This is a genomic window from Burkholderia sp. AU17457, from assembly GCF_002223255.1.
Classification (GTDB): domain Bacteria; phylum Pseudomonadota; class Gammaproteobacteria; order Burkholderiales; family Burkholderiaceae; genus Burkholderia; species Burkholderia sola.
Window position 1 is genome coordinate 177,100 of the sequence record NZ_NKFB01000008.1, and the last position, 22,174, is coordinate 199,273.

General features: G+C 68.4%; 18 protein-coding genes. 13 read left to right on the top strand and 5 right to left on the bottom strand.

Annotated elements, in window-relative coordinates; all coding sequences use genetic code 11:
• The first annotated feature begins 23 nt into the window (after positions 1-23).
• The 6 genes from CFB49_RS30780 to CFB49_RS30805 all read left to right on the top strand — a co-directional run bounded on the left by CFB49_RS30780 (position 24) and on the right by CFB49_RS30805 (position 6,720).
• Positions 24-1,487, top strand: coding sequence for a serine hydrolase domain-containing protein (locus CFB49_RS30780; protein ID WP_089493262.1), 1,464 nt, complete (start codon positions 24-26; stop codon positions 1,485-1,487).
• Positions 1,468-1,911, top strand: coding sequence for a GNAT family N-acetyltransferase (locus CFB49_RS30785; RefSeq protein ID WP_069619523.1), 444 nt, complete (start codon positions 1,468-1,470; stop codon positions 1,909-1,911). Before CFB49_RS30780 ends, CFB49_RS30785 begins: the two co-directional genes overlap by 20 nt.
• Positions 1,908-3,155 carry an MFS transporter gene (locus CFB49_RS30790; RefSeq protein WP_069619524.1) on the top strand — a complete coding sequence of 416 codons (1,248 nt, stop codon included), beginning with the start codon at positions 1,908-1,910 and terminating at the stop codon, positions 3,153-3,155. Before CFB49_RS30785 ends, CFB49_RS30790 begins: the two co-directional genes overlap by 4 nt.
• A gap of 95 nt (positions 3,156-3,250) precedes the next feature.
• Positions 3,251-4,069 carry an aspartyl/asparaginyl beta-hydroxylase domain-containing protein gene (locus CFB49_RS30795; RefSeq protein WP_089493263.1) on the top strand — a complete coding sequence of 273 codons (819 nt, stop codon included), beginning with the start codon at positions 3,251-3,253 and terminating at the stop codon, positions 4,067-4,069.
• Between the two features lie 408 nt (positions 4,070-4,477).
• Positions 4,478-5,197 (top strand): response regulator transcription factor, encoded by a 720-nt coding sequence (locus CFB49_RS30800; protein WP_089493264.1) that lies wholly within the window; start codon positions 4,478-4,480, stop codon positions 5,195-5,197.
• Positions 5,197-6,720: a sensor histidine kinase gene (locus CFB49_RS30805; protein ID WP_089493708.1), complete on the top strand. Its 1,524-nt coding sequence runs from the start codon at positions 5,197-5,199 to the stop codon at positions 6,718-6,720. The genes CFB49_RS30800 and CFB49_RS30805 overlap by 1 nt, the downstream gene beginning before the upstream one ends.
• 16 nt (positions 6,721-6,736) lie before the next feature.
• Here CFB49_RS30805 and CFB49_RS30810 read toward each other — a convergent pair whose 3' ends face one another.
• Complete coding sequence (locus CFB49_RS30810; RefSeq protein ID WP_089493265.1) at positions 6,737-7,837, bottom strand: AraC family transcriptional regulator; 1,101 nt, start codon at positions 7,835-7,837, stop codon at positions 6,737-6,739.
• A 309-nt stretch (positions 7,838-8,146) separates the two neighbouring features.
• Here CFB49_RS30810 and CFB49_RS30815 point away from each other — a divergent pair, with 309 nt between their 5' ends.
• The 6 genes from CFB49_RS30815 (at position 8,147) to CFB49_RS30840 (ending at position 16,990) form a co-directional block, all read left to right on the top strand.
• A complete protein-coding gene (locus tag CFB49_RS30815; protein ID WP_089493266.1) occupies positions 8,147-9,781 on the top strand; it encodes an AMP-binding protein in 1,635 nt (544 codons plus the stop codon).
• Positions 9,781-10,941 (top strand): AraC family transcriptional regulator, encoded by a 1,161-nt coding sequence (locus CFB49_RS30820; protein ID WP_069619529.1) that lies wholly within the window; start codon positions 9,781-9,783, stop codon positions 10,939-10,941. The genes CFB49_RS30815 and CFB49_RS30820 overlap by 1 nt, the downstream gene beginning before the upstream one ends.
• 414 nt (positions 10,942-11,355) lie before the next feature.
• The gene (locus CFB49_RS30825) at positions 11,356-13,146 is read left to right on the top strand and encodes an acyl-CoA dehydrogenase (protein ID WP_089493267.1); all 1,791 of its coding nucleotides are present in this window, start codon (positions 11,356-11,358) and stop codon (positions 13,144-13,146) included.
• 80 nt (positions 13,147-13,226) lie between these two features.
• Positions 13,227-14,855: an electron transfer flavoprotein-ubiquinone oxidoreductase gene (locus CFB49_RS30830; RefSeq protein ID WP_373453201.1), complete on the top strand. Its 1,629-nt coding sequence runs from the start codon at positions 13,227-13,229 to the stop codon at positions 14,853-14,855.
• 48 nt (positions 14,856-14,903) lie between these two features.
• Positions 14,904-16,097, top strand: coding sequence for a beta-ketothiolase BktB (gene bktB, locus CFB49_RS30835; RefSeq protein ID WP_089493269.1), 1,194 nt, complete (start codon positions 14,904-14,906; stop codon positions 16,095-16,097).
• 38 nt (positions 16,098-16,135) lie between these two features.
• A complete protein-coding gene (locus CFB49_RS30840; RefSeq protein ID WP_069619533.1) occupies positions 16,136-16,990 on the top strand; it encodes a 3-hydroxybutyryl-CoA dehydrogenase in 855 nt (284 codons plus the stop codon).
• Between the two features lie 102 nt (positions 16,991-17,092).
• On the opposite strand, the gene CFB49_RS30845 is transcribed toward CFB49_RS30840, so the two are convergent.
• Positions 17,093-17,956, bottom strand: a complete 864-nt coding sequence (locus tag CFB49_RS30845) for a DUF2071 domain-containing protein (RefSeq protein ID WP_089437614.1) — start codon at positions 17,954-17,956, stop codon at positions 17,093-17,095.
• Positions 17,957-18,118: 162 nt separating this feature from the next.
• Positions 18,119-18,799: a deoxyribose-phosphate aldolase gene (gene deoC, locus CFB49_RS30850; protein WP_089493270.1), complete on the bottom strand. Its 681-nt coding sequence runs from the start codon at positions 18,797-18,799 to the stop codon at positions 18,119-18,121.
• 146 nt (positions 18,800-18,945) lie between these two features.
• Between deoC and deoR the strand changes: the two genes are divergently transcribed.
• Positions 18,946-19,716 (top strand): DNA-binding transcriptional repressor DeoR, encoded by a 771-nt coding sequence (gene deoR, locus CFB49_RS30855; RefSeq protein WP_012337409.1) that lies wholly within the window; start codon positions 18,946-18,948, stop codon positions 19,714-19,716.
• Between the two features lie 19 nt (positions 19,717-19,735).
• Here the strand turns inward: deoR and CFB49_RS30860 are convergent, their stop codons facing one another.
• Both CFB49_RS30860 and fucP read right to left on the bottom strand, forming a co-directional pair.
• On the bottom strand, positions 19,736-20,788 hold the full coding sequence (locus tag CFB49_RS30860; protein ID WP_089493271.1) for an aldose 1-epimerase family protein: 1,053 nt from the start codon (positions 20,786-20,788) through the stop codon (positions 19,736-19,738).
• Between the two features lie 2 nt (positions 20,789-20,790).
• Positions 20,791-22,164, bottom strand: coding sequence for an L-fucose:H+ symporter permease (gene fucP / locus CFB49_RS30865; protein WP_069619536.1), 1,374 nt, complete (start codon positions 22,162-22,164; stop codon positions 20,791-20,793).
• Between the last annotated feature and the right edge of the window lie 10 nt (positions 22,165-22,174).

A 22,174-nucleotide genomic window follows, 5' to 3' on the forward strand; every position in this document is an offset into this window, starting at 1 on the left:
GTCGAACCAGGAAAACATCGCCCATGCCGGATCGTCCTCCGTCCCGTGTCGCTACCGCCGTCAGGATTCTCGCCGTCACCGTCATGCTGTTGCTGGCCGTTGCGGTGGGCCTGCTGTATTGGGCGCTGCCCGCCGCGACCGGCTATGCGTCGCATTACCTGTGCGTGCGCGTGCTCGCCGGTGGCGACGGTCGCGACGACGGTGCGCGCGCCGTGTTCGCGCGCGAGGTGAAGCCGATCAATCCGTTGTTCGACTTCGTCACGTACCGGATCGACCGTGCGCGACAGACCGTCGAGGCCGCCGGGCTCGGCGTGCTGCGCGCGACGGTCGCGTTGTACCGGCCGGGCCTCGGCTGCACGATCGCGCCGGCCGACGCGCTCGACGCGTTGCGCGTGGAGGGCCATGGCCTCGCGTTGCCGGGCGCGGCGGCCGAGACCGACCACCTCGACGATGCCGCACCGTCCGATCCGCCGCCGGCGCTGGGCGCCGTGCTGGATCGCGCGGTGGCGGAGCCGGCGCCCGGATCGCTGCGCAACACGCTGGCGGTGGTCGTGCGGCAGGACGGCAAGCTCGTCGGCGAGCGGTACGCGCCGGGCGTCACGGCCGACACCCCGTTGCTCGGCTGGTCGATGACGAAGACCGTCACCGCATTGCTGGCGGGCGTACTGGCCCGCGACGGCAAACTGACGCTCGCGCAGGATCGCCTGCTGGACGACTGGGCGTCGTCCGGCGACCCGCGCCAGGCGATCCGGTTGCGCGACCTGCTGCAATGGACGAGCGGGCTGGACTACCAGGAAGGCTATCTGCCCGGCTCGGACACGACGAAGATGCTGTACCAGTCGACCGACATGGCGCGCTTCGTCGCGAGCCGGCCGCTGAAGGTCGCGCCCGGCCGCGAGGTGGACTACCAGAGCGGCGGGAGCGTGCTGATCGCGAAGATCATCGCGCGCGCGGTTTCGCCGCGGCCGCTCGACATCGTGCCGTTCGCACGGGCGCGGCTGTTCGAGCCGCTCGGCATCCGCACCGCGATGATGGAGCCCGACGCGTCGGGCACGCTGGTCGGCAGCAGCTACATGCTGGCATCGGCGCGGGACTGGTCGAAGCTCGGCCAGCTGATCCTGCAGCACGGCGTGTGGCGCGGCGCGCGCATCGTCGATGAGGACTGGGTGCGTTTCATGGCGACGCCCGAGGCGACCCGGCACGACGGCCGGCTCGGCGCGCATCTGTGGCTGAATGCCGGCGCCGGCGGCGCGCGCCGGTTTCCGTCGCTGCCGGAGGACCTGATGATGATGGACGGCTTCAATCACCAGCTGGTGGTGATCGTGCCGTCGTGCCGCGCGGTCATCACGCGGCTGGGCGCGACGGTGGACCACAGCTGGGACACCGAACGCTTCGTCGCCGACGTGATGGCGAGCCTGCCAGGCTGCGCCGATCCGGCAACCACGACCGCTGCAAGGGAAGCGAATCATGAAGATCACCGTGCGTGACGCCGTGGCCGCCGATATGCCGGCCCTGCGCGAGCTGTTCCTGTACTCGCGCCGCGAGACTTTCGTCTGGCAGCCGGCCGGTGCGTTCGAGCCGGCCGATTTCGACGCCCAGACGGAAGGCGAGCGGCTGAGGGTCGCCGAGGACGGAAGCGGGCGACTCGCCGGCTTCGTGTCGGTCTGGGAGCCCGACCATTTCATCCATCACCTGCACGTGTCCCGGCCGCACCACCGGAGCGGCGTCGGCCGTGCGCTGCTGCGCGCGCTGCCGGGCTGGCCGGCCACCCGCTATCGGCTCAAGTGCCTGCGCGCCAACGCGCCGGCGCTGGCGTTCTATGCGGCGTGCGGCTTCGTCGAGATCGGCGCCGGCAGCGCGGAAGACGGCGAGTACCTGCTGCTCGAGTCCGGCGACAAGGACCGCCGATGACCGTTCACCTGCGGTACTGCCTGCAGCAGGCGGCGTTGTGGGGCACCTTTGGCCTCGTGCTGCCGGTCGTCACGCTGTTCCTGCTGCACAACCATTTCACGCTGTTCGAGATCGGGCTTTACGCGGCGCTGTTCAGCCTGTCGACCATCGCGCTTGAGCTGCCGTTCGGCGCGATGGCCGACCGCGTCGGCCGTATCCGGACCTATCGCGTATCGCTGCTGATGAACAGCGTCGGCTGCGCGCTGATGCTGTGCTTCAGCCAGAAGCCGATGCTGTACCTCGCGGCGGCGAGCTTCGGCATCGCGCGCGCGATGAGTTCCGGGACCGTCGACGCGTGGTATGTCGGCCTGCTGCGCGAGCACGGCGAAACGAAGCGGATTCCGTATTTTCTCGGCCGCGCGGAGCTGGCCTCCGCGCTCGGGCTGGCAAGCATGTCGCTGGTCGGCGGCGTGCTCCCGGACCTGATCGGCAGCCGGCTGTTCGACAACCCGTACAAGATCGGCCTGGCTCTCGCATGCGGCCTGTTCGTCGTGCTGCTGGGCCTCACGTCGTGGTTTTTCGCCGAGGCGGAGCAGGCGCCGCGCGAGGCGGTGCCGGCCGGCAGGATGCTCGACGATCTTCGCGAACTGGTCCGGTTCACGTGGCACGGCGGCGCGGTGCGGCCGCTGATCCTGCTCTGCATGCTGCTCGGCGGCGTCGTGTCGGTGCTGGAGAGCTACTGGCCGGTCGTGTTGAAGACGCTCGTGCCGATGCACGGCGCGACCTGGGCGTTCGGCCTGTTCCTCACGCTGATGCTGGTCGTGAAGGGCGCGGGCGGCTGGGTGTCGTATCGCGTGATGAAGCAATGCGCCGCGCGGCCAGCGCTCGCCGTGACGCTGCCGTTCGCCGGGCTCGCCGTGAGCCTCGTGCTGACGCGCTGGGCGAATCACGTCGTCGCGTTCGGCGTCGTGCTGAGCGGGGTCGCGCTGTGCCTCGGCATCGCTGGCGCGGTGGTCAACGCGGTGCTGCATCACCGGACGCCCGATGCGCTGCGATCGCGCGCCGTCTCGTTCTTTTCGCTGGTGTTTCAGCTCGGCAGCATGATCGCGTCGGTCCTGCTCGGCTACCTGGTCAGCCAGTGGGGCGTGCAGGCGGTGTGGTGCGGCGTCGGCGTGCTGGTCGCGGCGGCGTCCGGATACGGCGCCACGATCGGCGGCTGGGCCGCCGACCCGGTGGAAGAGGCGAAGGCGACGGCGCGCGTGTAGGGATGGGCGCGCCGGATCGAGTCAGGTGCGATGCGTCATGCGGTAGCGGCAATCTTTTTCGTTTGTCACCCCCACGATAGCCAAGGAGAGCGACTTTGAAACAGGAGATGCGCAATGCGATTCACAACACGCTGGATGCGCTCGTGTCCCAGTACGGGATGGCGGAGCTCGAACGCGTGATCGAGTTCGTCGACATCAATACGGGGCGGGTTCCGTTGCCCGTGTTGCCGAAACATCAGCGGCCGTTGCTGTTTTATTTCCCGGGGCTCGATGGGAAGCCGTGGTACGAGGCGTCCGATTATCCGGAACTCGAGGCGTTCACGTCGACGCTCGAGGCGTCGGTCGACGTGCTGCGCGAGGAGTTTCTCGCGCAGGTGACCACGCCGATGCTGCTGCCGTACGAAGAGCAGGTGGCGGGACGGTTCGAGTCGATCCGGCGCAACGACTGGGGGTCGTTCTATTTCAGGCGCAAGGGCGAGCCCGAGGTCGAGGAGAATTGCCGCCGCTGCCCGCGCACCGCGGCGCTGATGCGGGAGGTGCAGGATTTCCTCAGCCCGAGCGGCGCGTTCATCTTTTCGGTGATCCAGGGCGGCACGCGGATTCCGCCGCATTCGGACACGACGAATCTCAAGCTGACCTGCCAGCTTCCGCTGATCGTGCCGCACGGCTCGCGACTGCGCGTCGGCGACGAGACCCGCGAGTGGCCGGATCGGCGTGCGATCATTTTCGACGATACGTTCGAGCATGAGAGCTGGAACGACAGCGACGAGCCGCGGGTTTGCCTGCTGGTCGATATCTGGCATCCGGGCATCACGCGGATCGAGCGGGACGCGCTCGAGCGGCTCGATGCGGCGATCAGCCAGCATCTCGGCCTGGATTTCCGGCCACCCTGGGCCGAAGCGGCCGCGGCGTAACGCGGGGAAGGGCGGCCGGCGGTCGTCTTTCGATCATCGACCGCTAGCGGCTGGGTCAGGCTGGCATTCGGCGCCGCGCTCGTTTTTACACCGGCGCGCGCGCGGGTGCCGGCCGCGCGCCGCGCCGAGGGAAAGGGGGGCACCGGGCATCTCGCGCCCGGTTTTTTCGTGTCCGTTGGGTGGTCGCGCGGGCGCGTGGGATCGAGTTTGAAGGGCCGGAGCGGGAAGCCTTGCGGATATTGGCTGACATCGCGAGCACGATCCAAACTTAAACGAAATGTGATCCCTCGCCGCCGCAAAATTTTGCACAATGACGGCAGCGCGGTTTTCCTCCGCGCTTCGACCCGGGCCGACCGCCCGTCGACCACCGTCATTGAGCTCCGCGCCGACGTGCCGCCGCCCACCGCCATGGACCAACCGAAACGCATCCTGATCGTCGAGGACGACGCCGACATCGCCGACGTGCTGAGCCTGCACCTGCGCGACGAGCGCTACGAGGTCGTGCACAGCGCGGACGGTGCCGAAGGGCTGCGCCTGCTCGAACAGGGCAACTGGGACGCGCTGATCCTCGACCTGATGCTGCCGGGCGTCGACGGCCTCGAGATCTGCCGGCGCACGCGGGCGATGACGCGCTATACGCCGATCATCATCACGAGCGCGCGGTCGAGCGAGGTGCACCGGATCCTCGGCCTCGAACTCGGCGCCGACGACTACCTCGCGAAGCCGTTCTCGGTGCTCGAACTCGTCGCGCGCGTGAAGGCGCTGCTGCGGCGCGTCGATGCGCTCGCGCGCGATTCGCGGCTCGATGCGGGCACGCTCGACGTCGCGGGGCTCGCGATCGACCCGATCGCGCGCGAGGCGAGCGTCGACGGCGCACGCATCGACCTCACGCCGCGCGAATTCGACCTGCTGTATTTCTTCGCGCGCCATCCGGGCAAGGTGTTCTCGCGGATGGACCTGCTGAACGCCGTGTGGGGCTACCAGCACGAAGGCTACGAACACACGGTCAATACCCACATCAACCGTCTGCGCGCGAAGATCGAGGCCGATCCGGCCGAGCCCGTGCGGATCCTGACCGTGTGGGGACGCGGCTACAAGCTCGCCGCGCCGGGCCAGCGGGACGCATGATGAAGCTCACGCTCACCCGGCGGCTGTCGCTCGTGTTCTCGATCCTGCTGCTCGCGTGCTCGGGCGCGTCGGCGTGGCTGCAGATCCGCGCGAACGACATGCGCGAGAAGGAAGTCGTGCAGGCGCTGTCGCGCGACCTGGCCGCCAACATCGCCGGCAGCGCGCCGCTGATGGACGCGAACGGGCTGCGCCCCGACGCCGTGCGCACGCTGTTCGGACAGTTGATGGGCGTGAACCCGAGCGTCGAGGTGTACCTGCTCGACAACACGGGGCGCATCAAGGGCGACGATGCGCCGCCCGGCCACGTGAAGCGCGACCGCGTCGATCTCGCGCCGGTGCAGCGCTTCATCGCGGGCCAGCCGCTGCCGATCCTCGGCGACGATCCGCGCAGCCCGGACGCGCGCAAGGTGTTCAGCGCCGCGCCGCTGCAGCGCGCGGGGCAGCCGCCGTCGGGCTACATCTACGTGGTGCTGCTCGGCGAGGCGCATGACCGGCTCGCCGCGCGCGTCGACGCCGGCAACGTGCTGCGCACGACGCTGTGGTCGATGGCGATCGTCGCGCTGCTCGGCCTGCTCGCGGGCCTCGTTGCCTTCGGCTTCATCACGCGCCCGCTGCGCCGGCTGACGGCCGCGATGCGCGACTTCGACGCGAACGGTGCGCCCCGCGCGCCGGGTGGGCCCGACACGCCCGACACGCCGCCGCCGGTGCTGCGCTTGCCGCCGGGCCGCCGCGGCGACGATATCGCGGTGCTCGAATCCGCGTTCGCGCAGATGGCCGACCGGATCGGCGACCAGTGGCGCGCGCTGACGCGCCAGGACCAGCAGCGGCGCGAACTGATCACGAACATCTCGCACGACCTGCGCACGCCGCTCACGTCGCTGCACGGCTATCTGGAGACGCTGTCGCTGAAGGCCGACACGCTGCCCGAGCCCGAGCGGCGGCGCTACCTGTCGATTGCGCTCGCGCAGAGCGCGAAGGTCGGGCGGCTTGCGCAGGCGCTGTTCGAACTCGCGCGGCTCGAATCGGGCGGCGTGCAGGCCGAGCGCGAGCCGTTCTCGCTCGTCGATCTCGTGCAGGACGTGTTCCAGAAATTCGAGCTGGCCGCGCAATCGCGTGGGGTCGCGCTGCATGCGCGGATTCCGCCGCGCGTGCCGGTCGTGTCGGCCGATCTCGGGATGATCGAGCGCGTGCTGACCAACCTGCTCGACAACGCGCTGCGGCACACGCCTTCGCACGGCGAGGTCGAGATCGCGCTGGCGCCGCAGGGCGACCGCGTGATCGTGACCGTATCGGATACCGGGGAAGGGATTCCGGCGGCGCGGCGCGAAGGGCTGTTCCAGCGGCCGCAGCGGCCGATGAGCGGCGGCACGGCGACGAGCGGCGGGCTCGGCCTGTTGATCGTGCACCGGATGCTGGCGCTCAACGGCAGCGGCATCCGGCTCGTCGATCGGCCCGGGCGCGGCGCGGTGTTCGAGTTCGCGCTGGCAGTCGCGTCGCCGGCGGCGGGCGACGGCACGCGCTGACCGCGCCCGGCAGGCGCTACTTGCCGCGCTTGCGTCGCACGTCGCTCGGCGTCGTGCCGGTCCAGCGCTTGAATGCGTGGCGGAATCCCACTGCATCGCTGAAGCCGAGCGTCAGCGCGATGTCCTCGGTGCTGAGCGTGGTCGTGCCGAGATAGTCGATCGCGAGCGCCTTGCGCACGCTCGTCAGCAGTTCGCTGTACGACGTGCCTTCGGCTTCGAGCTTGCGGCGCAGCGTGCGCGACGTCATGCACAGGCTCTCGGCGATCGCGTCGATGTCCGGGAATTGACCCGGCGTGCGGGTGAGCTCCTCGTAGACGCGTCGCGTGATGCCCGATCGGCTGCGCAATTCGTCGAGCAATTGCGCGCAGTGCGACGACATCTGCGCGGCGGTGATCGGATTCGCGAGCTGCGGCGCACGCGCGAGCCACGCCGCCGGATAGCTGAGCACGTGATGCGGCTGGTCGAACGCGATCGGGCATTCGAGCGCGTCGGCCAGCAACGCCCCGTGCGGCGGCCGCGGCTGCGCGAACTGCGCGCGCGCGGGCACGCACCATCCGCCCATCACGTCCTTGATGATCGTCACGTGCAGCGCGAACTGCATGTCGATCAGGAAACGGTACAGCGACTCGTCGAGATCGGGCAGCGCGACGTCGTGCCGGTCCGGAAACAGCCATGACGCGGTGTCACCCTGTTCGACCCAGCGGATCGGCAGCATGCCGTTCGCGAGCCGGTGATATTTGACGGCCGAATCGAACGCGCGCGCGAGCGATTCCGAGCACAGCATCGCGTAGCCGTACATCCCGTAGCTCGACGCACGCAGCAGGCGGCCGACGCGCACGCCAAGGTCGGTGCCGTCGTACCGGCCGACCGCATTGCGTGCGGCCGTCAGGAACTGCAGCGGCGACGTGAGCGTGAACGGGTCCGCGACGTCGGCCGGCGCGAGGCCGGTGCCGGCGAGCACCGTCGCCGGGTCGAGGCCGGCTTGCGCGGCCACGTCGACGAGCACGGCCAGCTTGGCCGGCGTGAAGCGCTGCTCGCGCAACGCGTGGGCGGCCGCGGCATCCGGCAGCGGGATGGAGCGGGCGTCGGTCGGTTTGAAGAGCGCACTGCGCGGCATGACGGGATCCTGCGTCCGAATCGATATCGTTGACGGCACGCAATTCTGCTCGGGAACGGTCCCATTCGCCACCGGGTTCACCCTGATGCGCCGACGGAGCTGCCCGGGCGGACAGGTGTTCGCCGTGTGATGTTGCGCAGCACGGGCTTCGCCTGTCCGTTTCGATCATGTTTCGGCCGCCCGGATCATTTGCAAAGCGCGTCGTGCGCGCGATAGTCGCCGATCAGGCGGCGGCCCGCGTCCTTCCGGCGTGCAGGCTGCCGTGCGAACGGCACGCAGGCTGGCGTGCCGTCCCCAGAGGAGTGAGACATGACGAACAGACACTGGCTCGGGTCGTATGGCCCGATCCCCGCCGAGATCGACGCCGATCGCCATCCTTCCGTCAGCGCGCTGCTGGACGACGCGATGCACCGCTTCGCCGACCGTCCGGCGTTCCATGCGTTCGGCCGCACGCTCGCCTATGCCGACGTCGAACGCCTGTCGAGCGCGCTGGCCGCGTATCTGCAGCAGGTCGTCGGCGTGCGCAAGGGCGACCGCGTGGCCGTGATGCTGCCCAACGTGCTCGCGTTTCCGGTCGTGTTCGTCGCCGTCGCGAAGATCGGGGCGGTCCAGGTCAACGTGAATCCGCACTACACCGCGCGCGAACTCGAGCATCAGCTCAACGACGCGGGGGTCGAGGTGGCGATCGTCTGCGGCGGGTCGATGGGCACGTTCGCGGACGTGGTCGGCGGCACGCGCGTGCGCACCGTGCTGAGCGTGGGGCGCGACGATCTCGGCGTCGTCGATGCGCCGGCCGGCGCGTGCGACGCACTGCCGCCCGGTTCGATCGCGCTCGCGCAAGCCATCGCCGCCGGCGAATCGCTCGCGTGCGAGCCGGTTGCGCTGAGCGGCGCGGACCTGTTGCTGCTGCAGTACACGGGCGGCACGACCGGCCTGTCGAAGGGCGCGGCGCTGTCGCATCGCAACCTCGTCGCGAACGTCGCGCAGTTCGCGGCGATCGTGCCGGATGCGCGCCAGCCGGGCGAGGAGGTCGTCGTCACGGCGATCCCGCTGTATCACATCTTCGCGCTGACGGTGAACTTCCTGTCCTACTTCGCGATCGGCGCGCAGAACTGGCTCGTCGCGAACCCGCGCGACATGGACGGGTTCGTCGACGTGCTGAAGGCCGCGCGGCCGACGGTGTTCGTCGGCGTGAACACGCTGTACGCGGGGCTCGCCGGCCATCCGCGGCTGAAGGAGGTCGACTGGTCGCGGCTGAAGCTGTCGGCCGGCGGCGGCGCGGCGGTGATCGACGTGATCTCGTCGCGCTGGAAGGCGGTGACGGGCAATTTCATCCGCGAAGGCTACGGGCTGTCGGAAACGTCGCCGGTCGTGTCGTTCAACCCGCAGTCGATCGACCGGTTCACCGGCACCACGGGCGTGCCGCTGCCGTCGACCGACGTGAAGCTGCTCGACGACCAGGATCGCGAGGTGGCGATCGGCGACGCGGGCGAGATCTGCGTGAAGGGGCCGCAGGTGATGAGCGGCTACTGGCAGAAGCCGGACGCGAACGCGGCCGCGTTCACCGCGGACGGCTATTTCCGCACCGGCGACGTCGGCGTGTTCGACGCGGCCGGCTTCCTGCGGATCGTCGACCGCAAGAAGGACATGATCATCGTGTCCGGCTTCAACGTGTACCCGAACGAGGTGGAAGCGGTCGCGACCGCGCTGCCGGGCGTCGCCGAATGCGCGTGCATCGGCGTGCCGGACCCGCGCACGGGCGAGGCCGTCAAGCTGTTCGTGGTGCTCGCGCCGGACGCCGACGTGACGGAGGCGCAGCTCGTCGCGCATTGTCGCGCGAGCCTGGCCGCGTACAAGGTGCCGAAGCTCGTGCGCTTCGTCGACCGGCTGCCGAAGTCGACGGTCGGCAAGATCCTGCGCCGGGAACTCAGCCGCACCGACTGATGACGGCGCCGCGCCGCGCGGCCCAGGCTGCGCGGCCCGGTGCGCGGAAAGCCCCGAAGGTGGCGCGCGGGCCGCTCAAGTACAATGCGGTCGGTTCGATCGACGGGGACGCGATGACCGGCTCAGATTCACTTTCCGCCCGGCCCGGGCGTGCGCTGCCGTCGCCGAGCGCGACGGTGCCGATCTCGCTCGTCAACGGCTTTCTCGCGAGCGCAGGCGTGCAGCGCGACGTGGTCGAGCGCTACCTGCGCGGCGCCGGCATTCCGATCGAGCTGCTCGGCGAGCCGCATGCGCGCGTGACGGAGGAGCAGTTCTCGACGCTGTATCGCACGCTCGCGATCGACCTCGACGACGAGATGCCCGGCATCTTCTCGCGCCCGTTGCGCGGCGGCACGCTGAAGTACCTGTGCCTGAGCCTGCTCGATGCGCGCAACCTCGAAACGGCGCTGCATCGTTTCGGGCAATTCTTCCATATCCTGCTCGACGACTTCTTCGTCGAATCGAAGCGCGACGAGCTCGTCGCGCAGGTGCTGCTGCGCCCGAACGACGCCATCGGGCCGATCGGCGCGCTCGGCCAGGAGTTGATGCTCAAGCTCGTGCACGGCGTGTGCTCCTGGCTGATCGGCCAGAAAATTCCGCTGCTGCAGATCGAGTTCGCGTGCCCGCGGCCGCGCCATGCGGTCGACCACCTGTACTTCTTCACCGGCGCCGTGCAGTTCGACCGCGAGCGCACGCTGATGCGCTTCAGTGCCGATTACCTCGACGCGCCGATCCGGCAGAGCAAGCGCAACCTGCGCAAGTTCCTCGCGCGCGCGCCCGGCGACTGGATCTTCGAATCGTTCAGCGAACAGCTCGTGTGCCATCGGGTACGGCAGTACCTGTCGGCGGCGCTGCCGGATCTGCCCGTGATCGATCAGGCGGCCGAGCACCTGCATTGCTCGGTGCGCACGCTGAGCCGCCATCTCGCCGCCGAAGGGACGACGTTCCAGGTGCTGAAGGACGAGCTGCGGCGCGATATCGCGATCCAGCGGCTGACCGATACGCCCGACACGATCGCGGCGATCGGCGCCGATATCGGCTTCGACGACCCGAGCGCGTTTCATCGCGCGTTCCGGCACTGGACGGGCAGCACGCCGGGGACGTATCGGCGCCGTGCGTGACGCCGGAGTGGGGCCGGGTATCGCCGGTTCGCCGATTCGAGGATCGCATCCCATAACCGGCTCCTTTGCGGTGTTCACGGCCGGTTTTTCAGAGGACACTCCCATAACCGGCTCCCTTTGCCACGTCGAGCCGGGGAGCCGCGCGTGCGCCCGGTCGCTTTTTTGGCGCGCGTTGCCGCCATTGTCGAGACGGACGGACCGGGCGCCGACGCCCGCCCGACGGGCTTCACCGCCATGCGCAAGGGTCGCGGGCGGCGTGCGCCGTGGCCGGTTTTGTCACCATGTGGGCCGGATATGACAATGGGAATCGGGATCCCCGGCGTTAGGATGGCCCATCGCGTCGCCCGGCACTGGCCGGTTTTGCCGTACCGGCCCCCGTGGCGCCCTATTCACCGCCTGAATGGAACATCGACCATGAGCTATAACGCCCCCGTCAAGGACATGCTGTTCGTGCTGAAGGAACTCGCAGGCATCGACGCCGTTGCGCAGTTGCCGGGCTTCGAGGATGCGGGTTACGACACGGCGCAGGCCGTGCTCGACGAATCCGCGAAATTCTGCGGCGAGGTGCTGGCGCCGCTGAACGTCGAAGGCGACCGCAACCCGAGCAGCTGGAAGGACGGCGTCGTGACCGCGACGCCGGGCTTCGGCGCAGCGTTCCGCCAGTTCGTCGAAGGCGGCTGGCAGGGGCTGCAGCATCCGGCCGAATACGACGGCCAGGGCCTGCCGAAGCTGATCGCGACGCCGTGCATCGAGATGCTGAACGCATCGAACCTGTCGTTCGCGCTGTGTCCGCTGCTGACCGACGGCGCGATCGAGGCGCTGCTGACGGCCGGCACCGACGCGCAGAAGCAGCGCTACGTGCCGAAGCTGATCTCGGGCGAATGGACCGGCACGATGAACCTGACCGAGCCGCAAGCCGGTTCGGATCTCGCGCTGGTGCGCTCGCGCGCGGAGCCGCAGGGCGACGGCACGTACAAGGTGTTCGGCACGAAGATCTTCATCACGTGGGGCGAGCACGACATGGCGGACAACATCGTCCACCTGGTGCTGGCGCGCACGCCGAACGCACCGGAAGGCGTGAAGGGCATCTCGCTGTTCATCGTGCCGAAGTTCATGGTCAACGAAGACGGCTCGCTCGGCGCGCGCAACGACGTGCACTGCGTGTCGATCGAGCACAAGCTCGGGATCAAGGCGAGCCCGACCGCGGTGCTGCAATACGGCGATCACGGCGGCGCGATCGGTTACCTGGTCGGCGAAGAGAATCGCGGCCTCGAATACATGTTCATCATGATGAACGCGGCGCGCTTCGGCGTCGGGATGCAGGGGATCGGCGTGGCCGACCGCGCGTACCAGAAGGCCGCCGCATTCGCGAAGGAACGCGTGCAGAGCCGCCCGGTGGACGGCTCGGCGAAGCAGTCGGTGACGATCATCCATCACCCGGACGTGCGCCGGATGCTCGGCACGATGCGTGCGTTGACCGAAGGCGCGCGGGCGCTGGCCTACGTGGCCGCCGCGCACAGCGACATTGCCCACCGCCATGCGGACGACGCGACGCGCGCGCGTCATCAGGCCATCTACGAATATCTGGTGCCGGTCGTGAAGGGCTGGAGCACCGAGATGGTGAACGACGTGGCGAGCCTCGGTGTGCAGGTGCACGGCGGGATGGGCTTCATCGAGGAGACCGGCGCCGCGCAGTACTACCGCGACGCGCGGATTCTCGCGATCTACGAAGGCACGACCGCGATCCAGGCGAACGACCTCGTCGGCCGCAAGACGCTGCGCGACGGCGGCGCGGTCGCGAAGGCGCTGATCGCCGAGATCGGCGACACGGTCGCGGCGCTCGGCAAGCTCGACGGCGCGGCGGCCGCATCGATGAAGGCGCAACTGGAGAAGGGTGCGCGCGCGTTGTCGGCGGTGGTCGACTACGTGCTGGCGAACGCGAAGCAGGACCCGAACGCGGTGTTCGCGGGCAGCGTGCCGTACCTGAAGCTCGCGGGCGTCGTGCTGTGCGGATGGCAGATGGCGCGCGCACTGCTGGCCGCGCACGCGAATCGCGCGAGCGACGTCGCGTTCTTCGATGCGAAGATCGCGATCGCCCGATGCTATGCGGAGCACGTGCTGGTGCAGGCGAGTGCGCTCGAAGCGTCGATCGTCGGCGCGAAGGGCAACGAGAGCGTGCTCGCGTTGACGGAAGACCAGTTCTGACCGCTGACGGTCGGGACGCAGCAGGAGACAGGATTTTGACCACACAGGACTTGCTCGCGCAATACGGCCCGCGCGAATCGATGGAATACGACGTCGTGATCGTCGGCGGCGGCCCCGCCGGGCTGTCGGCGGCGATCCGGCTCAAGCAACTGGCCGCCGAGAAAGGCACCGAGATCGGCGTGTGCGTGCTCGAGAAGGGTTCCGAGATCGGCGCGCACATCCTGTCGGGCGCGGTGATGGACCCGCGCGCGATCACCGAGCTGTTTCCCGACTGGAAGGAGCGCGGCGCGCCGCTCGATGTCGAGGTGAGCGAAGACCGCTTCCTGTTCCTGTCCGAGAAGAGCGCGGTGACCACGCCGAACTGGGCGCTGCCGGACAACTTCAAGAATCACGGCAACTACGTGATTTCGCTGGGCAACGTGACCCGCTGGCTCGGCCAGCAGGCCGAGGCGCTCGGCGTGGAAATCTTCCCCGGCTTCCCGGCCGCGGAGATTCTCTACAACGACGACGGCTCCGTGAAAGGCGTCGCCACCGGCAACATGGGCGTGGGCAAGGACGGCGAGCCGACCGAGAACTTCCAGCTCGGCATGGAACTGCACGCGAAGTACACGCTGTTCGCCGAAGGCTGCCGCGGCCATCTGGGGCGGCAACTGATCGCGAAGTACAAGCTCGACGCGAACGCCGATCCGCAGGCGTACGGGATCGGCATCAAGGAACTGTGGGAAATCGATCCCGCGAAGCACAAGCCGGGCCTGGTGATCCACACGGCCGGCTGGCCGCTGAAGCCGGATACGTACGGCGGCTCGTTCCTGTATCACATGGACAACAACCAGGTCGTGGTCGGCTTCGTGGTGGGCCTCGGCTACACGAACCCGTACCTGTCGCCGTTCGAGGAATTCCAGCGCTACAAGACGCACCCGTCGATCCGCGCGTTCCTCGAAGGCGGCAAGCGCGTGTCGTACGGCGCGCGCGCGATCACGGCCGGCGGCCTGCTGTCGCTGCCGAAGACGGTGTTCCCGGGCGGCGCGCTGATCGGCGACGACGCGGGTTTCCTGAACGCGTCGCGGATCAAGGGCAGCCATGCGGCGATCAAGACCGGCATGCTGGCGGCCGACGCCGCGTTCGACGCGGTGCAGGCCGGCCGCCAGTCGGACGAGCTGAACGCGTACCCCGATGCGTTCAAGCAATCGTGGCTGTACACGGAGCTGTACCGCGCGCGCAACTTCAAGCAGTGGATGGCCAAGGGCCTGTACCTGGGCACGCTGATGGTCGGGCTGGAGCAGAAGGTGATGGGCGGCAACGTGCCGTGGACGCTGCATCACCAGCATGCGGACCACGAGATGCTGAAGCCGGCGTCGCAATGCGAGCCGATCGCGTATCCGAAGCCGGACGGCAAGCTGACGTTCGACCGGCTGTCGTCGGTGTTCATCTCGAACACGAACCACGAGGAGAACCAGCCGGCGCACCTGACGTTGAAGGATGCGAACGTGCCGGTAAACGTGAACCTGCGCACGTACGCGGGGCCGGAGGCGCGCTTCTGCCCGGCGGCGGTGTACGAGTTCGTGAAGAACGACGACGGCGGCGAGCGCCTCGTGATCAACGCGCAGAACTGCGTGCACTGCAAGACCTGCGACATCAAGGACCCGACGCAGAACATCGTGTGGGTCACGCCCGAAGGCGGCGGCGGGCCGAATTACCCGAACATGTAACGCAACGTATCCCCGCGCCCGCGGGCGCGAACGAACCGGAGTGAGACGATGAGCAATGCAGCGAAGGAAGTCGTGGTGGTGAGCGGTGTCCGTACCGCGATCGGTGATTTCGGCGGCAGCCTGAAGGATTTCTCGCCGACCGACCTCGGCGCGAAGGTGGTCGCCGAAGTGCTGTCGCGCGCGAACGTGCCGGGCGATGCGATCGGGCACGTCGTGTTCGGCCACGTCGTAAACACCGAACCGAAGGACATGTACCTCGCGCGCGTCGCGGCGATCAACGGCGGCGTCGCGCAGCACACGCCGGCGCTGACCGTGAACCGCCTGTGCGGCTCGGGCCTGCAGGCGATCGTGTCGGCCGCGCAGACGATCATGCTCGGCGACGCCGACGTCGCGATCGGCGGCGGGTCGGAAAGCATGAGCCGTGCGCCGTACACCGTGCCGGCCGCGCGCTTCGGCCAGCGCATGGGTGACGCGAAGCTCGTCGACATGATGCTCGGCGCGCTGCACGACCCGTTCCAGACGATCCACATGGGCGTGACGGCCGAGAACGTCGCGAAGAAATACGACATCTCGCGTGACGCGCAGGATGCGCTGGCGCTCGAATCGCATCGTCGCGCGGCGCGCGCGATCGCCGAAGGGCGCTTCAAGGACCAGATCCTGCCGATCTCGATCCGCACGAAGAAGGGCGAGGTCGCGTTCGACACCGACGAGCATGTGCGGCACGACGCGAGCGCGGACGATTTCACGAAGCTCAAGCCCGTGTTCGCGAAGGAGAACGGCACCGTGACGGCCGGCAACGCATCGGGCATCAACGATGCCGCTGCCGCCGTGCTGATGATGAGCGCGGACGCCGCACGCGCGCAGGGCGTGAAGCCGCTCGCGCGCCTCGTCGCGTATGCGCATGCGGGCGTCGATCCGGCGTACATGGGCATCGGCCCGGTGCCGGCCACGCAGAAGGCGCTCGAACGCGCCGGCCTGAAGATCGCCGATCTCGACGTGATCGAAGCGAACGAGGCGTTCGCCGCGCAGGCGTGCGCGGTCACGCAGGAACTTGGCCTCGATCCCGCGAAGGTCAACCCGAACGGCTCGGGCATCTCGCTCGGTCACCCGATCGGCGCGACCGGCGCGCTGATCACGGTGAAGGCGCTGTACGAGCTGAAGCGCATCGGCGGGCGTTACGCGCTCGTCACGATGTGTATCGGCGGCGGCCAGGGGATTGCCGCAATCTTCGAGAACATCTGATAATCGACCGCTCAGCATCCGAATACACAGGAATCGTCATGGCCATCGAAACCGTCGGCGTCGTGGGCGCCGGAACCATGGGTAACGGCATTGCGCAAACCGCTGCCGTCGCCGGACTGAACGTCGTGATGATCGACGTCAGCGACGCCGCGCTCGACAAGGGCCTCGCGACGCTGAAGGGCAGCCTCGAGCGGCTCGTGTCGAAGGACAAGCTCGCGGCCGACGCACGCGATGCGGCGCTCGCGCGCATCACGACGTCGACCGACTACGCGACGCTCGCCTCGGTCGACATCGTGATCGAGGCCGCGACCGAGAACGTCGAGCTGAAGGGCCGCATCCTGAAGCAGATCGAGGCCGTCGCGCGCCCGGACGCGATCATCGCAACCAACACGTCGTCGATCTCGATCACCGCGCTTGCGGCGCCGCTCGCCGATCCGTCGCGTTTTCTCGGCATGCACTTCTTCAACCCGGTGCCGCTGATGCCGCTCGTCGAGATCATCCGCGGGCTGCAGACGAGCGACGCGACCGCGTCGGCCGTGCGCGCGCTGACCGAGCGTTTCGACAAGTCGCCGATCGGCGTGCGCAATTCGCCGGGGTTCGTCGTGAACCGGATCCTGGTGCCGATGATCAACGAGGCGTTCTTCGTGCTGGCCGAAGGGATCGCGTCGGCCGAGGAAATCGACGCGGGAATGAAGCTCGGCGCGAACCACCCGATCGGGCCGCTCGCGCTGGCCGACCTCGTGGGCCTCGACGTGTGCCTCGCGGTGATGGACGTGTTCCTGAAGGACTTCGGCGATCCGAAGTATCGCGCGTGTCCGCTGCTGCGCGAGATGGTGTCGGCGGGCAGGCTCGGGCGCAAGACCGGGCGTGGGGTGTACGACTACAGCAAGTAAGCGGCACTTCACCCCACTTCGCGCGGCCGCCTTCGGGCGGCCGCGTGCTTTGTATGGCGCTCCGGCCGCCGCGATTTAGGCGCGGACCGCCCGAGCAGCGCGTTACAACAGCCGCTCGGACAGCACGCGGAACGCGACGTCGGGCACGACGAAGCACAGCGGTTCGCCGATCGCGCCGATGCGGGCAAGGAAGTCGCCGCCGGCGGGCCCGACCGTTTTCAGCGGTTGCACCGCGTCGACGTCGATCGGCAGGTCGATCGACGCATACGCGAGGCGGTCGCAGTCCTCGACATGGGCGACGGCCGCGTGCTGCAGCGACAGCGCGGCGACGGCCGCGCGCCAGTCGTCGAAGAACGGGGCGAATGCATCGGGCAACGTCCGGTCGTGCGACGCTTCGGCCGTGCAGCGGAAGTCGGGCGCGCTGCCGCCGCTGCCTGCCAGCCGCGTGTCGTAGCGTCCGTCGCGTGCCTCATGCGTGAAGGGCCGCGCGAGATGCGACGGTAGCGCATCGCTGAACAGCCGGCTGCCGAGCGCATAGAGCGGGTGATCGAACACGTTCTTCACGAACAGCACGGTGCGCTCGGCCGGCGCGCCGTTCGGCAGCGCGTCGACGTAGAGCCGCCAGTTGCTCTGCAGCGGCGACGGAAATACGCGCCGCAGCGGGCCGGCGACACGCGGGCCGAAATGCCGATGCCGGTAGGTGAGCGTCGTGAACAGCGTGCGGCCGCCGCGGCTCGCGAGCGTGACGCCGCGCGGCACGAGGTGCGCGACGGCCGCGACATCGACGACCCACGTGCAATACACGACATGCTCGACGTCGCTCGCGAGCTGCAGGAACGGCAGCCGCGACAGCAGCGCGCGGCGGGCGCGCAGCAGCGGGCCGCTCGCGACGATCCGGTTGGCGAGCCGGCCGGCGAGGCCGGGGGACGGGTAGACGAAGGCGTTGTCGTGGCGCATGGGCGGCATTGTGCCGAGGTTGTCGCATGCGGGGAAGCCGTCGGGCACGTGTCTTGGGCCGAGCGCGCGCCTGTCCGCCGGGGCGATGCCGCACGGTGCTGCTCGCGCGATACATTGCCACGGCCGGTCCTGATGCGTGATGCATGCACGCGAAGGCCGGCCATTCGCGTGTCAATACCCCGAACGGCCGCCGCCTAGATCGCTGACGATCGCCACCCCCGAACTCGTCCCGAGCCGCGTCGCGCCGGCTTCGAGCATCGCGAGCGCGGCCGCGCGGTCGCGCACGCCGCCCGACGCCTTCACGCCGAGCGTCGGCCCGACCGTGCGGCGCATCAGCGCGACGTCGGCGAGTGTCGCGCCGCCGTGGCCGAACCCGGTCGACGTCTTCACGAACGCGACGCCGAGATCGCGGCACATCTCGCACACGCGCACCTTCTCGTCGTCGGTCAGCAACCCCGTTTCGAGGATCACCTTGAGCGGCACCGTGCCGCACGCGCGATGCACGGCGTCGATGTCGGCCTTCACGTCGTCGGCGCGGCCGCTTTTCAGCGCGCCGATGTTGATCACCATGTCGATCTCGCCGGCGCCCGCCGCGATCGCGGCGGTGGCTTCGAACGCCTTCGCGGCGGACAGCCCCGCACCGAGCGGAAAGCCGACCACGGCGCAGACGAGCACACCGGTATCGGCCAACTCGCGCGCGGCGAGCGGCACGTTCGCCGAATTCACGCAGACCGAGTAAAAGCGATGCTCGGCCGCCTGGCGGCAGAGTTCGCGGATCTGCGCGTCGCTCGCGTCGGGCGCGAGCAGCGTGTGATCGATGGTTTGGGCGAGTTGGGCGTTGGAAAGCGGCATGTGTCAGGACTCCACGGATCGTGTGCGGAAAGGGCACACGGAAAGTTGATGTTTTCACATCGGTTTGTTACAAATACGACATTCCGGCCGGGCCCGCGCGCCCGGCACGACGAGCGACTCACGCGGCGGGCACGCAGGATACAGGCATGGAAACAAAGAAGGGCGAACGGATCAAGACATTGATGAACGTGCTGCAAGGGCAGAACGCGATTCATCTGAGGGAAGTCGCCGAGCTGTTCGGCGTGTCCGAAATGACGATCCGCCGCGATCTCGCGGACAACCCGCACGGCCTCAGCCTGATCGGCGGCTACGTGACGCGCCATTTCGCCGCGCAGCGCAGCGACATCGGCGAGTACCTGATCAGCGCCGAGAACAACCGGCAGACCGAGGAAAAGCGCCGCATCGGCAAGCTGGCCGCGCAGTTCGTGACGACCGGCGACACGATCTTCGTCGACTGCGGGTCGACCACGCCGTTCATCGTCGATTTCATTCCGGACGACCTCGAGTTCACGGCGGTCTGCAATTCGCTGAACGTGTTCGCGAAGCTGCAGCAGAAGCCGCATTGCAACGTGATCCTGTGCGGCGGCGCGTATCACCGGCAGAACATGGTGTTCGAATCGGTCGCCGAAACGGGCATTCTCGATTCGGTGCGCGTGTCGAAGGCGTTCATCTCGGCGGCCGGCGTGAGCGAGCGCTGCGGCGTCACGTGCTTCAACTTCCACGAAGTCGATGCGAAGAAGAAGGTGATGGCGCGCGCGCAGAACCGCTTCCTGCTGGTCGACCACACGAAGTTCGACGAAGTGCGCGCGGCCTATTTCGCCGAACTGACCGATTTCAACTACGTGATCTCCGACGGGCAACTGAGCCGCCGCTACGAAACGGCGATCCGCGAGCACGGAATCGCGCTCGTGACCTGACGCGGCGCCGTGCATCGGGTCACGCATCGCGCGCTTCCGCCGCGCTGAGGTAGCCGGTAAGCACCTCGAAGCGGCGCGATGCGCCGGGCGCCAGCGCCGCCACGTGGCCCTTGCGGCGCTCCGCTTCGTAACCCTCCGGCTCGCAGGTCGACGGCAGCGCGAACGCGGCCACCTGCTGATCGGCGTTGTGCAGGATCCAGCGCGTCGCATGCGGAAATTGCGCGGGCCGGTATGCGGTGTGGAACGCGCCGCCGTCCGGATGCGCGAGCCGGAAATGCGCGACACCGTCGGCGTCCGTTGCCACGTCGTTCATGAAGAACACGATCTCCGGGTCGTACAGCGCGGGCGCATCGAGTGTCGCGAGCCGCACCGGATCGCGCGCCAGCGTGGCCGTGTAGTCGCGCCACGCGGCGGTCGGCTTCACGTGCGCGGGCACGCTGTCGCGCAGCCGCATGCCGCCACGCGGCAGCGACTGCACGAAGCGGCCGCCCGGCACGTATGCGTAGTTCAGGTGCGCCATGTACATCAGGTCCATCGGCGCGCCGCCGAGGTTCGTCACATCCATCGCGATCGTCATCCGCGCGTCGTGTTCGGCCAGCCGCACCGACGGACGCGCGACGTAGTGGCTGCCGAAGCCCTGCACGTATTCGTATTCGCCGGTCACTTCGACCGTCGCGCCGCGCGCATCCATGCCGATGACGAGGCTCGCGCGGTCCATCGGCGCGCACGGCATCTCGCCGTGCAGCGCATGCGTGTCGTCCGGCCCCGGGCAGCCGTTGCGCAGCAGCCCGCTATGGAACATGAAGCAGCCGTAGGTATCGATGATCGACACCGCGCGCTTCGGCTGCCGGAACATGTGCTTCATCGTCAGGTCGCGGCCGTCGAATTCGGCGGCCCAGATCATCTGGCCGAGATACGGCAGCACGACCAGATGACCGCGTCGGTTCTCGAGCTTCAGCGCCTCGACGCCGGACGGATACGCGAACGCGGTGACGGTGAGGCCGTCGGTACGGTACAGCGTGCGCGGCGCTTCGCGGAAGTCGTCGCGCCGCAATTCGATCTCGCCGCGCATGGTCAGGCGCCCGACGTGTTGCGCGTCGCGGCGTAGCGTGCGGACGCATGGTCGCCGGCCGCCGCGTCGGGCGTCGCCGCCGGCAGGTGGCGCAGGCAGTAGAAGCCGTAGTACACGATCACGACGAAGCACAGCAGCGGCACGACGAACGCAAGCTGCATGTTGCCGCCGGTGTGATCGGAGATCAGCCCCTGGATCAGCGGCACGACCGCGCCGCCGACGATGCTCATCACGAGGATCGAGCCGCCGTATTCGGTGTCCTTGCCGAGGCCGTCGATCGTCAGCCCGTAGATCGTCGGCCAGCACGGGCCGAGGAAGATGCTCACGCACACGGCCGCATAGACTGCCGTGATGTTGTGCACGCTGATCGTGTACGCGAGCAGCGCGATGCACAGGATGCCGTAGACGATCAGCACCTTGGCCGGGCCGACGCGTTTCATCACGAGCGTCGCGACCAGCTTGCCGACGAAGAACGCGAAGAACGTCGCGAGCAGATAGCGCGATGCGCCGCGCTCGGTGAGGCCGCCGATCTGCATCGCGAGCCGGATCGTGAAGCTCCACACGCCGACTTGCGCGCCTACATACAGGAATTGCGCGACGATGCCCGCGACGAAGCGCCGGTTGCCGAACAGTCTTGCGAGCGTGCCGCGCGCGTCGATCCGGTGCGTGACCGCGCTCGCGCCGTTGCCCTTGCAGGCCGGGTACGGCGTGAGCGCGAATACGATGAAGACGGCGACGAGCACGACGATCAGCCACTTGTACGGTTCGAGCGTGGCCTGGATCATCGCGAGCTGGTGCGTGTGCGCATCGGCGGCCGACATCGCCGCGAGCTGCGCATGCGACGCGTCGCCTTCCTTGAAGATCAGGAAGCTGCCCATATAGACGCCGGCCATCGCGCCGAACGGATAGAACGTCTGCGAGATGTTCAGCCGCCGCGTGCTGGTGTCGCGCGGGCCCATCAGCGTCGAATACGAGTTCGACGCCGTTTCGAGAAACGACAGGCCCGCGGCGATCACGAACAGCGCGACGAGGAACATCCCGTACTTCGCCATCGACGCGGCCGGGAAGAACAGCAGGCAGCCGGTCGTGTAGAGCAGCAGGCCGACGAGGATCGTCGTCTTGTAGCTGAACTTCTTCACGACGGTCGCGGCCGGAATCGCGAGGAAGAAGTAGCCGAGATAGAACGCGGACTGTACGAACGCCGATTCGAAATCGGACAGGAAGAACGATTTCTTGAACTGCGCGATCAACACGTCGTTCAGGTTCGCGGCGGTGCCCCACAGCGCGAACAGGCAGCACAGCAGCGTGAACGCGAAGAGCGGCGTGCGGTTCAGGTAATAGCCGTCGGGTGTGTGTTCGATCGGGGTCCGGCTCATGGGTGTCTCC

Bases quoted from the DNA above. Each gene is read 5' to 3' on its own strand.
- CFB49_RS30805 (WP_089493708.1), top strand. From the start codon at position 5,197: ATGAAGCTCACGCTCACCCGGCGGCTGTCGCTCGTGTTCTCGATCCTG.
- deoC (WP_089493270.1), bottom strand. From the start codon at position 18,799: ATGCCGCTTTCCAACGCCCAACTCGCCCAAACCATCGATCACACGCTG.
- fucP (WP_069619536.1), bottom strand. From the start codon at position 22,164: ATGAGCCGGACCCCGATCGAACACACACCCGACGGCTATTACCTGAAC.
- CFB49_RS30830 (WP_373453201.1), top strand. From the start codon at position 13,227: ATGGAATACGACGTCGTGATCGTCGGCGGCGGCCCCGCCGGGCTGTCG.
- CFB49_RS30840 (WP_069619533.1), top strand. From the start codon at position 16,136: ATGGCCATCGAAACCGTCGGCGTCGTGGGCGCCGGAACCATGGGTAAC.
- bktB (WP_089493269.1), top strand. From the start codon at position 14,904: ATGAGCAATGCAGCGAAGGAAGTCGTGGTGGTGAGCGGTGTCCGTACC.
- CFB49_RS30780 (WP_089493262.1), top strand. From the start codon at position 24: ATGCCGGATCGTCCTCCGTCCCGTGTCGCTACCGCCGTCAGGATTCTC.
- CFB49_RS30860 (WP_089493271.1), bottom strand. From the start codon at position 20,788: ATGCGCGGCGAGATCGAATTGCGGCGCGACGACTTCCGCGAAGCGCCG.
- CFB49_RS30825 (WP_089493267.1), top strand. From the start codon at position 11,356: ATGAGCTATAACGCCCCCGTCAAGGACATGCTGTTCGTGCTGAAGGAA.
- deoR (WP_012337409.1), top strand. From the start codon at position 18,946: ATGGAAACAAAGAAGGGCGAACGGATCAAGACATTGATGAACGTGCTG.
- CFB49_RS30845 (WP_089437614.1), bottom strand. From the start codon at position 17,956: ATGCCGCCCATGCGCCACGACAACGCCTTCGTCTACCCGTCCCCCGGC.
- CFB49_RS30785 (WP_069619523.1), top strand. From the start codon at position 1,468: ATGAAGATCACCGTGCGTGACGCCGTGGCCGCCGATATGCCGGCCCTG.
- CFB49_RS30790 (WP_069619524.1), top strand. From the start codon at position 1,908: ATGACCGTTCACCTGCGGTACTGCCTGCAGCAGGCGGCGTTGTGGGGC.
- CFB49_RS30810 (WP_089493265.1), bottom strand. From the start codon at position 7,837: ATGCCGCGCAGTGCGCTCTTCAAACCGACCGACGCCCGCTCCATCCCG.
- CFB49_RS30815 (WP_089493266.1), top strand. From the start codon at position 8,147: ATGACGAACAGACACTGGCTCGGGTCGTATGGCCCGATCCCCGCCGAG.
- CFB49_RS30800 (WP_089493264.1), top strand. From the start codon at position 4,478: ATGGACCAACCGAAACGCATCCTGATCGTCGAGGACGACGCCGACATC.
- CFB49_RS30820 (WP_069619529.1), top strand. From the start codon at position 9,781: ATGACGGCGCCGCGCCGCGCGGCCCAGGCTGCGCGGCCCGGTGCGCGG.